This is a genomic window from Rhodopila sp., assembly GCF_035548095.1.
GTDB lineage: Bacteria > Pseudomonadota > Alphaproteobacteria > Acetobacterales > Acetobacteraceae > Rhodopila.
Window position 1 is genome coordinate 367,086 of sequence record NZ_DASZUV010000002.1, and the last position, 13,352, is coordinate 380,437.

Here is a 13,352-nt window from a genome sequence, read left to right on the forward strand (position 1 = left end):
CCGGCACCGCCGGCACTGCCGGCGGCACGATCACCAGGGGGCACGATCACCAGGGGGCGCGATCACCAGGGGGCGCGATCACCAGGGGACACGGTCACCAGGGGGCACGGTCACAGGTACCGGCCACGCTCCATGATTTCCAGCGTGTATTCCTTGTAGGTCATTCCCAGGGCCTCCGCCCGTTCCAGGCGGCGCAGCGCGACCTCTCGCGGCGGGGTCTTCCAGGCGCGCTTGTGGGCGCGGCTCCAGCACCAGGCGTGCCAGGACAGGCGGTCCGGCGGATCGGGATCCAGCGGCGGCCCGCCATTGTGGCCGATGCCGGCCGCGGTCACGCGCGCACCGTCACGGCTGAACGATCGCAATCAGATAGTGCGCCGCGTCCGGTCCCGGACAGACGAAGCGGGTCGGCCCGAACAGGCGGAAGCGCAGGCTGTCCCCCGCCCGCAGCCGGTGGGTATGGCCATCGACGGTCAGGTCCAGCCGGCCACCCAGCAGAACCACGTGCTGTTCCAGCCCGGCAACCGACGGCGCGTCATAGGCGATCGTGGCGTGCGGCGGCAGCTCGCCCTCCAGCACCTCCGCCATATAGCCGCGGGCCGGCGGCGACACCGAGCGCCGCTTGAACCCGGTCTCCGGATCGATCCACACCGTCTGCTCCGCTCGGCGCAGCAGGGCGGGCGGATCGGCCTCCACCTCGGCCAGCAGGCGTGACATGGTACGGCCATAGGCGGTGCAGAGGCGGCCCAGCAGCGCCGCGGTCGGCGAGGTTTCCCCCCGTTCGATCCGCGACAAGGTCGCGCGGCTGATCCCGCTGCGCTCCGCCAGCATGTCCAGCGACCAGCCGGCCTGTTGGCGCAGCGCCGCAAGCCGCGCGGCGAGGCGCTGGTCGATGGCCTGGCCGGGGTTGGAGTCGGGATCGGGATCGGGGTCGAATATGGTTTCGTTCATATATGGTATAAAATCTCATATCAGGGAGGAATGTCAACCGGCCCGGCAACCGCCCCAGGTACCGGCCTGGGCGGCGCCCCGGGCGCAAACCGGGCCGGGCTGGATATGAGCGATCCGCAGGCTGGCGACGGCGCTCGTGAAACAGGCCGGGGGCGTTTCCAGCCGCTGTGGAAACGCTCTAGGATCGGCACAACGATCGGACCAGGATGCGCGGCCGCGTGTTCCGGTCCCGGCCTGACAGCGGCGCGGGACGGAACCGCCTCGGCGCCGGCGGGTCCGCAAGACCATTCACCCATGAGACCATGTGCCCGCGAGGCCATGGGGAGGACCGCCCGATGCCCCTGATCGCTTCCGCCGACACGGCCCGCGCCAACCGCCGCCGCGGCACCGCCGCCGATGGCGTATCGTTCTGGCACACGCTGTATCTGGGCACGTCGCGCTACAACATGCCTCCCGGTACACCGGACCCGGCGGCGGATGCGCTGTTTCCGATGGCGTTCCTGGTGGAGCAGGATCCGGGCAGCACCGCGCAGTCGCATTTCCACCAGCAGGACCAGTTCCAGCTGGTGGTGGGCGGGTCCGGCACGCTGGGCCTGCACGACGTCCGGCCGGTGACGGTGCATTTCACCGGCGCCCACACCGCCTATGGCCCGATCAAGGCCAGCACGGATAAGGGCGTCTGGTATTTCACGTTGCGCAACGGGTTCGATCCCGGGGCGAAGTTCATGACGAAGCCGGAAAACCGGGCGGAACTGCGCGCCATTCCGGGCCGACGGCATCGCGAGGCGGTGGCCGGACCGCTGGCGCCGCCGACGGTGCCGACCGAAACCCTGCTGGGCCCGGAGCCGGACGGAATGAGCGCCTGGCGGTATGCGCTGCCGCCCGGCGCGCGGATCACCGGTCCCGATCCGGCAACGGGCCGCGGGCAATACTGGGTGGTGACGTCCGGGGATCTGCTGTGCGGCGGGGAGGCCCTGCCGAGACTGTCCTGCGCCTTCGTGTATCCGGACGATGCCCCGTTCGACGCGGTCGCCGGCACGGACGGCGTCGAGGTGATCGCCATGCAGTTCCCATTGCGCCCCCACTGACAGCCGGCGGCGCCGCCGGCCGGGGTCCTCGGCAGCGGCCCGGCCGGATGATCCCGGCACGCGGGAAGAACGAGGGGTCGCGGCAGACACGGCGCGCGTTTTCCCGCGGCACGGCGGTGTAGCGATGCCGGGATCGACGGACGGGCCGGAGGGCGGGCGGGCCGGCGGCACGCTTTGCCTCATCCCGCGCGCCCGTTCGTCATGAGAAGACGCTGGCCGGAAAGGTGCCGACCGGCTGGCCGACTCGCGCTGGCCCGCGATCGGATACTACCATCCGCACCGGGACCAGGAGCGGAGAGGCGGCATGGACACGGCACTTGCCCGGGAATTGTCCGACATCGCGGACGCGGCGACGGCCTACGCGGCGCGCCACCGGCGCATCGACCGCCTGGCCTATCCGCCCGGTATCCGGCTGGCGGTGAATTTCACCGCCGATTTCGACGCCATGCTGCTGCGCCGGCTGATGAACGAACCGCCGATGCAGCTCGCGAAGGGAGAGTTCGGCGGGCGCGTCGGCATCTGGCGGCTGATTGAGCTGTTCGACTCCCACGCCGTCAAGGCCACGATCTTCACGCCGGGCCGGATCGCCGAGTTGTATCCGCAGGCGGTGCGCGCGGCGGCCCGCGCCGGGCATGAGATCGCGGATCACATGTGGGAGCATCGGGTGCCGAGGGAGCCGGAGCTGGAACGCGACCACCTGCGCAAGACGATCACGGCCCTGGAACGGTTGACCGGCAGGCGGCCGGTCGGTTCACGCAGCAGCCATGGCCTGACGCTGCTGCGCGACGAAGGGTTCATCTATGTGTCGGAGGGAAGCGGTGACCACCTTCCCTATTACGTGACCGATCCGTCCGGCGAGGCGACGCTGCTGAACCTGCCGTTCCATTTCGCGATCGACGACGCGATGTTCTTCAGCTTTGCCTGGATGGGCAGCCCCAATGCGGCGCAGCGGATCACCGATCCGGACCGGGTGGAGGAGCTGTGGTGGGACGCCTTTCTGCACCAGTACCGGCAGGGCGGCTACCTGAATGTCTGCCTGCATCCGTTCGTGTCCGGCCGGGCGCTGCGGATCGCGATGCTGGACCGGCTGATCGGACGCATGAAGACGCTGCCGGGCGTGTGGTTTCCGACGTGCGAGGCATTCGCGCGCCATGTCATCCGGGCCGGCTGAGGGGGACGCGCGATGCCGTGGAAGCAGGGCTATACGGTTTCGGATGAAAGAACCATCCCGGATGAGGATGTGCGCTGGCCTGACGGGCATCGTTGCTGCGTCGGCATCACCGTCGACCTGAGCGTGGCACCGGGGCCGGAGGGTATCCGGCCGGCCAACCTGCGCGACGCCGACGCGTTCTTCGCGCTGCATGACGGGCTGGAGGAAATCCTGGATGTGCTGCGGCGCCATGCCTTCCGCGCCACCTTCGCGGTGCCGGCGGTGATCGCCGAGGTGGCGCGGGCCATGATCCCGCGCATCCTGGCGGCGGGGCATGAGATCGCCGCCAACGGGTTCCGGCATGAGGATGTGTCACACCTGTCCCGCGCCGAGGAGGCCGCGCGGATCGCCGCCGCCACCGAGGTGCTGGCTCGCGTGACCGGCCAGCGCCCGCGCGGATGGTATGCGCTGCCGCGCCAGGGTGATCCGTTCGCTGGCGGCACGATCAGCCCGCACACGATGGACCTGCTGCTGGAGGCCGGATATGACTGGTTCGGCAACGGCCTGGCCGACGACATCCCGCACTACTGGGTGACCGACTTCGCCGCTCGGCGTGCGATCCTGGCCCTGCCGTACTATTATCATTTCGACGACCAGTTCTTCCTGATGTTTCCGCGGCAGGGCACCGGGCTGGAGCACGCCGATTCGCTCGCCCGCAACTGGCGCGCGGAGTTCGAGGCGCAGTATCGCCGCGGCCGGCATTTCTGCATGACGCTGCATCCGCAAGGCAGCGGCTGGTGCCACCGGGCAGAGCTGCTGGACCGGTTCCTCGCGCATATGCGGTCGTTTCCCGATATCTGGAATCCGACGGCGTCGGCCTGCGCCGCGTGGTGGCAGGCGACCTATCCGGCCGCGACGCATCTGCGGCTGGAGCCCAGCATCTGGACGGATCATCCGGGCAGCCTGAGCTGAGCGCGGTGGGACTGCGCATATCGGGCCAAGGCCGTCGTGACGTCGCCGATGACGGCGGTCCAGTCATTGGGGCGGGGCTGGCGGAAGATGCGGAGGGTCGGATACCACGGGCTGTCTGTGCGGCCGCTGAGCCAGCGCCAGCAATTGTCGTAACGGTCCAGCAGGAAGACCGGCTTGCCCAGGCCGCCGGCCAGGTGCACGACGGATGTATCGACAGAGATCACCAGGTCCAGGTTCGCGACGATCGCGGCGGTGTCATCGAAGGTCGTCACCGCCGGCATCGGGTCGATCAGCGCCAGCGGCGGACAGCCCGCCGGGTTCTTCTGCAGGCTGACGAAATGAATGCCGGCGCGCGCGCGGGCCGAGCCGCATTCGTCCTGGTCCGTCGTAGTGCGCGCGGGCGTCACGCCCGGCACGGCCGCCAGCGGCGCCAGCCGGGCGGGGTCGAGGCTGCGGCGGGCATCGAGCGCGGTGAACGCCTCGGCCCAGGGTCGCGCCTGGCCGGCCCATGCCAGGCCGACGCGCAGCCCCTGTGCCGGCGCCGGCAAGCGGCGGGCCCACGACGCCACCAGGTCGGGATCGGGGTGCAGGTAAGGAATCGCGGCCGGGATCGTGTCCAACATCGTGCCGAAGGCGCGCGGCAGGCTGAACATCGGGCAGTGCCAGTCATAGGGCGGCGGCACGGCCCCGGGTTCCAGCACCGCGGCGACGCCCGGCATGCGCGCGATCAGGGCCGACAGCGCGCGCGGCATGAGGGCGATCACGCGGCCTCCGCGCCGCGCCAGCATCGGCAGGTAGCGGGCGAAATGCAGCGTGTCGCCGAACCCCTCCTCATGCGTGACCAGCACGGTGCGACCGGCGATGGAGATACGATCCAGGTCGGGCAGCAGGCGGCAAGCCGGGTATTCGGGCGGCGCGAGGTCAAACCGGTATTCGTAATCGGCCCAGGCCTGGCGCATCCGCCCGGCCCGCAGCAGCGCCACCGCCCGGTTCACCCGCAGGCGGGGGTCTGCCGGACGCAGCGCGATGGCGGCGTCATAGGCGGCCAGGGCGGCATCGAAATCGCCCTGGATTTTCAGCACCAGGCCGATATTCGACCAGGGCGCCGGGTCGCGCGGCGCCAGGGCGGCGGCGCGGCGGAACAGGCCCAGCGCGGTGTCCAGCGCCCCCAGGTCGTGCTGGGCGATCCCGGCCAGCACCAGGGCGCCGGCGGTGGCCGGCGCCGGCGACAGGACCGCCAGCGCCGCGGCGGGATCACCCGCCTCGATCAGCGCCTCGGCGGTGGCGTGGCGCAGGGCCGCATCGCCGGGCGACCGGCGCAGTCGGGCGGCGTGCCACGCGGCGGCGCGGCGGCGCGCGTCGGTGCCGCGCGCGGCCGCGGCCGGAGACGCGGCGCGGTCTGGAACGGTGGGCGGAGGCGGCGGCATGATGCGCGCCATCCTGCCCGATCATTGCTTTCCCATCGGTTAACGGAACGGACACCGGCTTGAACCGTCCCGCGGCCGAAGCCACGATGACGGACCGCGCCGCGGGGGTGCCGGCGATGCGGTGCTCGGCGGCGGCACCGGCGCCTCGACCACCAGCCGCTCCGCGGCTGCCGCCGGCACTTCGTCCGGGAAGGAACCGCCATGCCCTCAGACCGCGAGATCATCGCCTATACCGACTACAAGAGCCCCTACGCCTATCTGGCCAAGGACCCGACCTACGAGCTGGAACGCGACGTCCCGGTCCGCATCGCATGGCGGCCCTATATCCTGGACATCCCCGCCTACCTCGGCTCCGCCCGCGTGGACGCATCCGGCGCGGTGCTGGAGGAAAGCCGCAACGCCCATCAGTGGCGCCGCGTCCGCTACAGCTACATGGATTGCCGGCGCCAGGCCCGGAAGCGCGGGCTGACCATCCGTGGGACGCAGAAAATCTGGGATTCGTCGCTGGCCGCCGCCGGCATGCTGTTCGCCCAGCAGGCCGGCGGCGCGGTGTTCCGCCGCTATCACGATACGGTGTTCAAACGGTTCTGGCAGCGGGCACTGGATATCGAGGATGCCGCCGTGCTGGCCGGCGTGCTCGCCGAGGCGGGTGCGGCCGACGCCGCCGCCTTCCCTGCCCGGGCAGAGGCGTTGCGGACCGAGGTCGCCAGGATCAGCCGCGCCGCGGAAGCCGACGGCGTGTTCGGCGTACCCAGCTTCGTCGTCGACGGCGAGCTCTATTGGGGGCGGGAGCACCTGCCGGACATCCGCGCCATCCTCGCCGGCGCGCCCGCCGCGTGAGGGAGCGGAGCATGACAGGATCAACCGGAGCCCGTCATGCTCCGCGGTTCCCCCTCCGCGGTTTCCCGGTTCGACGATGCGATTCACGCCCTCGAGCCGCCGCCCCGACGGTTGCGCGCTACACCACCGGTGTCGCGCCGCCATCCATGTTGATCGCCGTGCCCGTGGTGAAGCCGCCGAGGTCGGAGCACAGCAGGCAGGCCATCGCGGCGAATTCCTCGGGCCTGCCGATGCGCCCCAGCGGCACGCCGGCGCCCATCTTCGCCTTGAAATCGTCATAGGAGACGTTGGCGCCTTCCCGCCTGTGGCGGCGCACATGCTGGTCGGAATCGATCAGGCCCACCAGCATGCCGTTGACCAGGATGCCGTGCGGCGCGCCTTCGTTGGACAGCACCTTCATCAGCGCCATGCCGGCGGCACGCGATACCGCCGTGGGGGCGCCGTTGGCGCGCGGCGCCTTCGCCCCGCTGTTCAGCACGTTGATGATGCGGCCCCATTTCCGCTCCTTCATCCCCGGCCATACCAGGCGGGACAGGCGGATGGCGGCGAACAGCTTCAGCTCCAGGTCCTCCTGCCAGATGTCGTCGGTGATCTGCTCCGACGGCATGGCGCGGGAGATGCCGGCATTGTTGATCAGGATGTCGACCTTGCCGAAGCGCTGGATCACCGCGTCGAAGGCGGTCCGGATCTCATCCGCCCTGGCGACGTCGCAGACGAAGCCGGCGGCCTGGCCCGACGCGCCCTGGGATACGGCGGCGACAGCCTCATCCAGCGTGTCCCTGGTGCGGGCCAGCATGGCGACATGGGCGCCGGAGGCCGCGAACTCCTTCGCCATGGCGAAGCCGAGCCCCTTGCTGGCGCCGGTGATGATCGCGGTACGGCCGTCGAGACGGACTTCCATCGGTTTCCCCCAAATCCGTTGCAGGTTGGACAGGCGGCCAGTGTGCGGGGGAATGCGGCGCCCTGCAAACGGCGGCCCGCGGCGCCCGTGTTCGCGGCGCCCCGCATTCAAACCCCCTTTCAAATCCCCATTCGAATCCCATCGTGCTCAGATCGCGCCATACAGCGCGCCGACGATGACGGTGATCAGGCCCAGCAGCAGATTGACGGCGATCAGCTTGCGGATCGAATCCAGGCTGGCGGCCATGCGCGCGCGATCGGTGGTGCGGCGGAAGCGCCGATAGGGACCGAAGACGATGGCCAGGAAGACCGCCGACATCAGGATGCCCAGCCCGGCCATCGCGTGCAGGGTCCAGGGCAGGCTCGCCATGCCGCCCGAGCCGCCGATCAGGTACAGCATGCCGAAGCCGGTGATCAGCATGGCCGGCATGGCGTGCCACACCACCAGGAAGAAGCGCCGGAAAACGCGCGTATGCAGCAGCATCCGCTGCGGCGGGTCGATCGCCGTCATGCTGGGCCGCAGCACCACATAGGCGAAGAACATCCCGCCGACCCACAGCACCGCGAACAGCAGGTGCAGCACCTTCAGCACCGCGAACAGGATCGTCATCCGGCCAGCTCCAAGATTTCAGCGAGCAAGGCGCGTAGCTCATTTGCGGCGATTGATCGAGGGGCCGCCTCGGTCACGCCCATCCCGGCGGCGAAGGCCGAGGCGAAACCGGTGCGGTTGCCGATCGTCGCATTCAGCAGGGCATGGCCGGATTCGCGCAGCTGGGCGATCACGCTTTCCCGCAGCCGGCCGGCAGCCGGCAGCCGGTTCAGCACCACCGCGCAGCGCCGCTTCTCGGCCGCCGCCAGCTTCAGCGTGCCCTCGGCCGCCCACAGGTCCGGCGGGCTGGGCTGGACCGGGATCAGCACGATGTCGGCGCCGCGGATCGCGAGCCGCGCGTCCGTGTCGATCTGGGGCGGGCTGTCGATGACGACGACGTCGTGCGTCGATTTCAGCCGGTCCAGCTCCGCGCCCAGGCGCCAGCCGGCCGCCTCGGACAGGTCCAGCCTCGGCATCTTGGCGGGCCGCAACCCGGACCAGCGGGTCAGGCTGCGCTGCGGATCGATGTCCAGCAGCGCCACCCGGCGGTCGGCCGCCAAGGCGGCGCCCAGGTTGGCGGCCAGCGTGGTCTTGCCGGTGCCGCCCTTCTGTTGGGCGACGGTGATGACGATCGCCATCCGAATCGACTCCCCAGCTCTGTTGATGCAGTGCACCAGAAGCCGGGAGGCAGTGCCAGTCGAAAGCGGCGCCCGAAGGCAATACGGAAAGCGACCCGGACCGCGGATCGGGCCGCTGGTCTTTCGGCGCGGCGTCGCCTACCCTCATGGTCGTCGGACGGAAACAGCAAAGCGCCAGGACAACCAGCATGGCCGAACGGGCGTACCGCCTGGCCCCGCCACGAAGCCGCTCGGAATGGGACGCCTATCACGCCATCCGCCGCCGGGTGTTCAGCCTGCCACGGCCCGAGGAGCCGACGGACCCCGCCTCCCACGCCATGCTGCTGTTCCTGAACGAGGCGCCGATCGGCGCCATCCAGATCGACGACCTGCACAACTGCTCCGCCGCGCTGCGCCTGGTGGCGATCGATCCATCCCGGCAGGGCGAGGGCCATGGGCGCGTCATGCTGCGGGAGGCCGAGGCGTTCGCGCGCCGGATCGGCTGCCGGCAGGCGGTGGTCTACGCGACGCCGGAGGCTGCCGGCTTCTACGCCGGTTGCGGCTATGACGAGGAAGACTGGGACGAGGTCTGCATGGGCGGCATCGTGCAGATGCTGAAGCACCTCGACTGATCGTTTCCGATATTGATCTTCGTCCGACATGGCTCTTCGTCTGACACTGATCTTCGCCTGACATTGATCTTTGCCCGACATTGATCTTTGCCTGGCCGGAATCCGCCGGGCGCATATGCGCCATGCCGGATCGGCGCGGCACCGGTCCGGCGGCGTGTCGTAAGAGGACGCCCCGCCAGGAGCCTCGGGCCGCGTCCATGAAAGCCACCGCGTCGCAGCGTGCGATGTTCGTCTTCATCTGCTTCGTGTGGGGTACGACGTGGCTGGCGATGAAGCTGGGCATCGCCACGGTCGCTCCCGGTGTCTTCGCCGGCAGCCGCTGGGCCGTTGCCGGGATCATCCTGCTGTCGATCCGCCGCTTCCGTGGCCAGCGCGTGCTGCCGCCGCCGCGCCTGTGGCCGCGGTTGCTGTTCGTCTCGGTGCTGCTGGTCACGCTGAACCAGATCATCCAGCTGTACGGCTTGAAGCACATCACCGCCGGCCTGGCCGCGGTGATCAGCTCCGCCCTGACGCCGATCGCGCTGCTGTGCTTTGCCGTCGGCCTGGGGCAGGAACGCTTCAACCGCCGTCAGGTCGGGGCCATCGTGCTGGGGGTGAGCGGCGTGTTCGTGCTGTTCGGCCCCGACGCGCTGGCTGGCCGGCTGGATGTGTGGGAGCTGTTCGGCGCCGCCGGCGTGACCATCGGCTGCCTGTGCTACTGTGCCGGTTCCGTCATGACCAGGCCGATGATGCGCACGCTGGAACCGGTGCAGCTGGCCGGGTTGACCGATCTGGTCGGCGGCGTGGTGCTGCTGGCGTCATCGCTGGCCGTCGAGCCGGGCGCCTGGGCGTCGATGCGGTTCGACTGGGGCTGGCCTTCGTTCCTGGCCTGGCTCTATCTGCTGATCCCCGGCTCCCTGCTGTCGACGACGATGTATTTCCTGCTGGTGCGCGACTGGGGTGCCAGCCGGCCGGGCACCTATGCCTTCATCTCGCCGGTGATCGCCGTCGTGATCGGCGCATTGCTGTTCAATGAGAAGCTGGAATGGGCGAACGGGCTGGGCATGGCGCTGATGCTGTCAGGGGCGTTCTTCGCCCTGAGCAAAGGGGCCGCTGTTCCGGCCGCCGCGCCGGCTCCGCAACGTCTGACCGCCATCGCCCTCGCTGAATGATGCTGGCTGCATGCGGCTTGCGGCCTGACCTTGGTAGCCTGGCTTTGGCGGGGTGAGGTTGGCGGCCTGACCTTGGCGGGGTGGCGTTTCGGCATGACGGGTGACGGCGGACGAGACACGGGTGATGGGGCACGGGGTGATGGGGCGCGGCCGTTCCGCCTGCGGATCCGCGCTTGCGAAAACCGCCCGGCCCGCCTATCGCCGCGCCAGATGCCGGCTCATGGCTGGCCGCCGATCCGCCGACGTGAGGAGAATGAGCGAATGATCCGAATTCTGAAGGCCGGTGCCACCGAGGAGACGAAGACCGAGGCCGATCGCAAGGTCCGCCAGACGGTGGAGGCGATTCTGGAGGATGTCGGCGCGCGCGGCGACGCCGCCGTGCGGGCGCTGTCGGCGAAATTCGATAAGTGGGAACCGAAATCCTTCCGCCTGACCCGGGATGAGATCCAGGCGCTGATCGACAGCCTGCCGAAACAGGTGATCACCGACATCCAGTTCGCCCAGGCGCAGATCCGCCGCTTCGCCGAAGCCCAGAAGGCGGCGCTGCGGGACATCGAGGTGGAGACGCTGCCCGGCATCCGGCTGGGGCACAAGAACATCCCGGTCGCCAGCGTCGGCTGCTATGTGCCCGGCGGGCGCTATCCGATGGTGGCCAGCGCGCATATGTCCGTGCTGACCGCGAAGGTTGCCGGCGTGAAGCGCGTGGCCGCCTGCACGCCACCGCTGAACGGCGTGCCGCCGGCCGCCACCATCGCCGCGATGCACATGGCCGGCGCCGATGAGATCTACGTGCTGGGCGGCATCCAGGCGGTCGCCGCCATGGGCATCGGTACCGAAACGATCGCGCCGGTGGACATGCTGGTCGGACCCGGCAACGCCTTCGTCGCCGAGGCGAAGCGGCAGTTGTACGGGCGCGTCGGCATCGACCTGTTCGCCGGGCCAACGGAAACGCTGATCATCGCCGACGACACCGCCGACGTGGAGATGTGCGCCACCGACCTGCTGGGCCAGGCGGAGCATGGGCCGACCTCGCCGGCCGTGCTGCTCACCAGCTCGCAACGAATCGCCGAGGGCATCCAGGCGGAGATCGAGCGCCAGCTCGCCGTGCTGCCCACCGCCGATATCGCAGGCGTGGCCTGGCGCGACTACGGGCAGGTGATCCTGTGCGACACCGATGACGAGCTGCTGTCGGAAGCCGACCGCATCGCCAGCGAGCATGTGCAGGTGCTGACCAGGGAGCCGCGCTGGTTCCTGGACCGCATGACCAATTACGGCGCGCTGTTCCTGGGCAAGGAAACCAACGTCGCCTATGGCGACAAGGTGATTGGCACCAACCACACGCTGCCGACGAAACGCGCCGCGCGCTACACGGGCGGGCTGTGGGTCGGGAAATTCCTGAAGACGGTCACGTATCAGCAGGTCAGCCCGGAAGCGACGGCGATGATCGGCGAATACTGCTCCCGGCTATGCGCGATCGAGAATTTCGCCGGGCACAAGGAACAGGCGGATCTGCGGGTGCGGCGCTACGGCGGCAGGAACGCCTGATACCGGCGCGTCGGGCACAGCAGAACGCCTGGCACCGGCCGAAGGGCATCGGCCGACGGGCGCTTGCCGCGCCGCAGGCGGCCGTCGTCACGGCGGGCCGCGATCCCATCCCGTGCGGGACCTGCCCGCCGGCCAGCGCCTACCCGGCGAAGGGGACGTGCACCCAGCCCTGCATCAGGATTCGCGCACTGCGGCTCATGATCGCCTTGGTGACCACCCAGGCGCCGTCCACCAGTTTGGCTTCGGAGCCGACGCGCAGCGTGCCGGAGGGATGGCCGAAACACACCGTCTCCCGCTTGCCGCCGCCGGCGGCCTGGTTCACCAGCGTGCCTTCCACCGCCGCCGCCGTGGCGATGGCGACCGAGGCGGTGCCCATCATCGCGTGGTGGAGCTTGCCCATCGACATCGCCCGCACCAGCAGGTCCACGTCTGCGGCCGCGACCTGCCTGCCGCTGGACGCGGTGTAGCCTTTCGGCCCCGCCACCCAGGCGATCTTCGGCGTGTGCTGGCGCGCGGCCGCTTCCTCCAGCGAGGTGATCAGGCCCATTTTCAGGGCGCCGTGGGCGCGGATCGTTTCCAGCCGGGCGAGCGCCTTGGCGTCGTTGTTGATGTCGTCCTGCAGTTCGGTGCCGGTGTAACCCAGGGCCTCGGCCTTCAGGAAGATCGTCGGAATGCCGGCATTGATCATGGTGGCATCGAAGGTGCCGATGCCGGGCACTTCCAGCACGTCGACCAGCCGGCCGGTCGGGAACAGCGCGCCGCCGTCGCCTTCCTCGGCCGGATCCATGAATTCCAGCCGGACCTCGGCGGCGGGGAAGGTGACGCCGTCCAGCTCGAAGTCGCCCGTCTCCTGCACCTCGCCATTGGTCATCGGCACGTGGGCGATGATGGTCTTGCCGATATTGGCCTGCCAGATGCGCACCACGCAGATGCCGTCACGCGGGACACGCGCGGGATCGACCAGTCCGTTGCGGATGGCGAACGGACCCACCGCGGCGGACAGGTTGCCGCAATTGCCGGTCCAGTCGACGAAGGGCTTGTCGATGGAGACCTGGCCGAACAGGTAGTCGACGTCGTGGTCCGGCCTGGTGCCGCGGGCCAGGATCACCGTCTTGCTGGTGCTGGAGGTTGCGCCGCCCATGCCGTCGGTCTGCTTGCCGTACGGGTCGGGGCTGCCGATCACCCGCAGCAGCAGCCGGTCGCGGGCGGGGCCGGGCATGCGCGCCGGTTCCGGCAGGTCATCGAGGGCGAAGAAGACACCCTTGCTGGTGCCGCCGCGCATATAGGTGGCGGGGACCTTGATCTGGGGCGCATGGGCCATGGCGGCGACTCCCTGCTTGTGGCGAGACCGGGGTGGCGTGTGGTGCTAATCGGTCTGCGTGTACGCGCGCGCGGAGCCGAAGACAACTGGCACGCCGGCAACGCGATCCGGTGGGGCGAACGGGGGCCGGTACGGACGCAGCGCCTGTGACATCCCGGTCGGATTGTGCGAA

14 protein-coding genes are annotated in these 13,352 nt (G+C 69.8%); 7 read left to right on the forward strand and 7 right to left on the reverse strand.

The window, feature by feature from the left end:
• Nucleotides 1-110 precede the first annotated feature (110 nt).
• Entirely contained in the window at nucleotides 111-332 is a 222-nt protein-coding gene (locus VHC04_RS03940; protein WP_325678161.1) for a hypothetical protein, read from the reverse strand.
• A 10-nt stretch (nucleotides 333-342) separates the two neighbouring features.
• Nucleotides 343-948, reverse strand: coding sequence for a helix-turn-helix domain-containing protein (locus VHC04_RS03945; RefSeq protein ID WP_325678163.1), 606 nt, complete (start codon nucleotides 946-948; stop codon nucleotides 343-345).
• A gap of 335 nt (nucleotides 949-1,283) precedes the next feature.
• On the opposite strand from VHC04_RS03945, the gene VHC04_RS03950 reads away from it, so the two are divergent.
• The 3 genes from VHC04_RS03950 to VHC04_RS03960 all read left to right on the forward strand — a co-directional run bounded on the left by VHC04_RS03950 (nucleotide 1,284) and on the right by VHC04_RS03960 (nucleotide 4,158).
• Nucleotides 1,284-2,036 carry a hypothetical protein gene (locus VHC04_RS03950; RefSeq protein ID WP_325678165.1) on the forward strand — a complete coding sequence of 251 codons (753 nt, stop codon included), beginning with the start codon at nucleotides 1,284-1,286 and terminating at the stop codon, nucleotides 2,034-2,036.
• A gap of 304 nt (nucleotides 2,037-2,340) precedes the next feature.
• Nucleotides 2,341-3,207: a polysaccharide deacetylase family protein gene (locus VHC04_RS03955; protein ID WP_325678167.1), complete on the forward strand. Its 867-nt coding sequence runs from the start codon at nucleotides 2,341-2,343 to the stop codon at nucleotides 3,205-3,207.
• 12 nt (nucleotides 3,208-3,219) lie between these two features.
• Complete coding sequence (locus VHC04_RS03960; RefSeq protein WP_325678169.1) at nucleotides 3,220-4,158, forward strand: polysaccharide deacetylase family protein; 939 nt, start codon at nucleotides 3,220-3,222, stop codon at nucleotides 4,156-4,158.
• Here VHC04_RS03960 and VHC04_RS03965 read toward each other — a convergent pair.
• Complete coding sequence (locus VHC04_RS03965) at nucleotides 4,137-5,585, reverse strand: tetratricopeptide repeat protein (RefSeq protein ID WP_325678171.1); 1,449 nt, start codon at nucleotides 5,583-5,585, stop codon at nucleotides 4,137-4,139. The genes VHC04_RS03960 and VHC04_RS03965 overlap by 22 nt on opposite strands.
• A 201-nt stretch (nucleotides 5,586-5,786) precedes the next feature.
• On the opposite strand from VHC04_RS03965, the gene VHC04_RS03970 reads away from it, so the two are divergent.
• The gene (locus VHC04_RS03970) at nucleotides 5,787-6,425 is read left to right on the forward strand and encodes a DsbA family protein (RefSeq protein WP_325678173.1); all 639 of its coding nucleotides are present in this window, start codon (nucleotides 5,787-5,789) and stop codon (nucleotides 6,423-6,425) included.
• A 118-nt stretch (nucleotides 6,426-6,543) separates the two neighbouring features.
• Here VHC04_RS03970 and VHC04_RS03975 read toward each other — a convergent pair whose 3' ends face one another.
• The 3 genes from VHC04_RS03975 to parA all read right to left on the reverse strand — a co-directional run bounded on the left by VHC04_RS03975 (nucleotide 6,544) and on the right by parA (nucleotide 8,552).
• Nucleotides 6,544-7,326 (reverse strand): SDR family oxidoreductase, encoded by a 783-nt coding sequence (locus VHC04_RS03975; protein WP_325678175.1) that lies wholly within the window; start codon nucleotides 7,324-7,326, stop codon nucleotides 6,544-6,546.
• Between the two features lie 147 nt (nucleotides 7,327-7,473).
• On the reverse strand, nucleotides 7,474-7,935 hold the full coding sequence (locus VHC04_RS03980; protein WP_325678177.1) for a CopD family protein: 462 nt from the start codon (nucleotides 7,933-7,935) through the stop codon (nucleotides 7,474-7,476).
• Entirely contained in the window at nucleotides 7,932-8,552 is a 621-nt protein-coding gene (gene parA / locus VHC04_RS03985) for a ParA family partition ATPase (protein WP_325678179.1), read from the reverse strand. The genes VHC04_RS03980 and parA overlap by 4 nt, the downstream gene beginning before the upstream one ends.
• 188 nt (nucleotides 8,553-8,740) lie before the next feature.
• Between parA and VHC04_RS03990 the strand changes: the two genes are divergently transcribed.
• The 3 genes from VHC04_RS03990 (at nucleotide 8,741) to hisD (ending at nucleotide 11,859) form a co-directional block, all read left to right on the forward strand.
• Nucleotides 8,741-9,163 carry a GNAT family N-acetyltransferase gene (locus VHC04_RS03990; protein ID WP_325678181.1) on the forward strand — a complete coding sequence of 141 codons (423 nt, stop codon included), beginning with the start codon at nucleotides 8,741-8,743 and terminating at the stop codon, nucleotides 9,161-9,163.
• 197 nt (nucleotides 9,164-9,360) lie between these two features.
• Nucleotides 9,361-10,314 carry a DMT family transporter gene (locus VHC04_RS03995; RefSeq protein WP_325678183.1) on the forward strand — a complete coding sequence of 318 codons (954 nt, stop codon included), beginning with the start codon at nucleotides 9,361-9,363 and terminating at the stop codon, nucleotides 10,312-10,314.
• Nucleotides 10,315-10,575: 261 nt separating this feature from the next.
• Complete coding sequence (gene hisD, locus VHC04_RS04000) at nucleotides 10,576-11,859, forward strand: histidinol dehydrogenase (RefSeq protein ID WP_325678185.1); 1,284 nt, start codon at nucleotides 10,576-10,578, stop codon at nucleotides 11,857-11,859.
• Nucleotides 11,860-11,998: 139 nt separating this feature from the next.
• On the opposite strand, the gene prpF is transcribed toward hisD, so the two are convergent.
• Nucleotides 11,999-13,180: a 2-methylaconitate cis-trans isomerase PrpF gene (prpF, locus tag VHC04_RS04005; protein ID WP_325678187.1), complete on the reverse strand. Its 1,182-nt coding sequence runs from the start codon at nucleotides 13,178-13,180 to the stop codon at nucleotides 11,999-12,001.
• Nucleotides 13,181-13,352 lie beyond the last annotated feature (172 nt).

Coding starts and splice junctions, on each gene's coding strand:
- VHC04_RS03960 (WP_325678169.1), top strand. CDS start 3,220: ATGCCGTGGAAGCAGGGCTATACGGTTTCGGATGAAAGAACCATCCCG.
- VHC04_RS03945 (WP_325678163.1), bottom strand. CDS start 948: ATGAACGAAACCATATTCGACCCCGATCCCGATCCCGACTCCAACCCC.
- VHC04_RS03990 (WP_325678181.1), top strand. CDS start 8,741: ATGGCCGAACGGGCGTACCGCCTGGCCCCGCCACGAAGCCGCTCGGAA.
- VHC04_RS03950 (WP_325678165.1), top strand. CDS start 1,284: ATGCCCCTGATCGCTTCCGCCGACACGGCCCGCGCCAACCGCCGCCGC.
- VHC04_RS03965 (WP_325678171.1), bottom strand. CDS start 5,585: ATGCCGCCGCCTCCGCCCACCGTTCCAGACCGCGCCGCGTCTCCGGCC.
- VHC04_RS03995 (WP_325678183.1), top strand. CDS start 9,361: ATGAAAGCCACCGCGTCGCAGCGTGCGATGTTCGTCTTCATCTGCTTC.
- hisD (WP_325678185.1), top strand. CDS start 10,576: ATGATCCGAATTCTGAAGGCCGGTGCCACCGAGGAGACGAAGACCGAG.
- VHC04_RS03980 (WP_325678177.1), bottom strand. CDS start 7,935: ATGACGATCCTGTTCGCGGTGCTGAAGGTGCTGCACCTGCTGTTCGCG.
- VHC04_RS03955 (WP_325678167.1), top strand. CDS start 2,341: ATGGACACGGCACTTGCCCGGGAATTGTCCGACATCGCGGACGCGGCG.
- prpF (WP_325678187.1), bottom strand. CDS start 13,180: ATGGCCCATGCGCCCCAGATCAAGGTCCCCGCCACCTATATGCGCGGC.
- parA (WP_325678179.1), bottom strand. CDS start 8,552: ATGGCGATCGTCATCACCGTCGCCCAACAGAAGGGCGGCACCGGCAAG.
- VHC04_RS03970 (WP_325678173.1), top strand. CDS start 5,787: ATGCCCTCAGACCGCGAGATCATCGCCTATACCGACTACAAGAGCCCC.
- VHC04_RS03975 (WP_325678175.1), bottom strand. CDS start 7,326: ATGGAAGTCCGTCTCGACGGCCGTACCGCGATCATCACCGGCGCCAGC.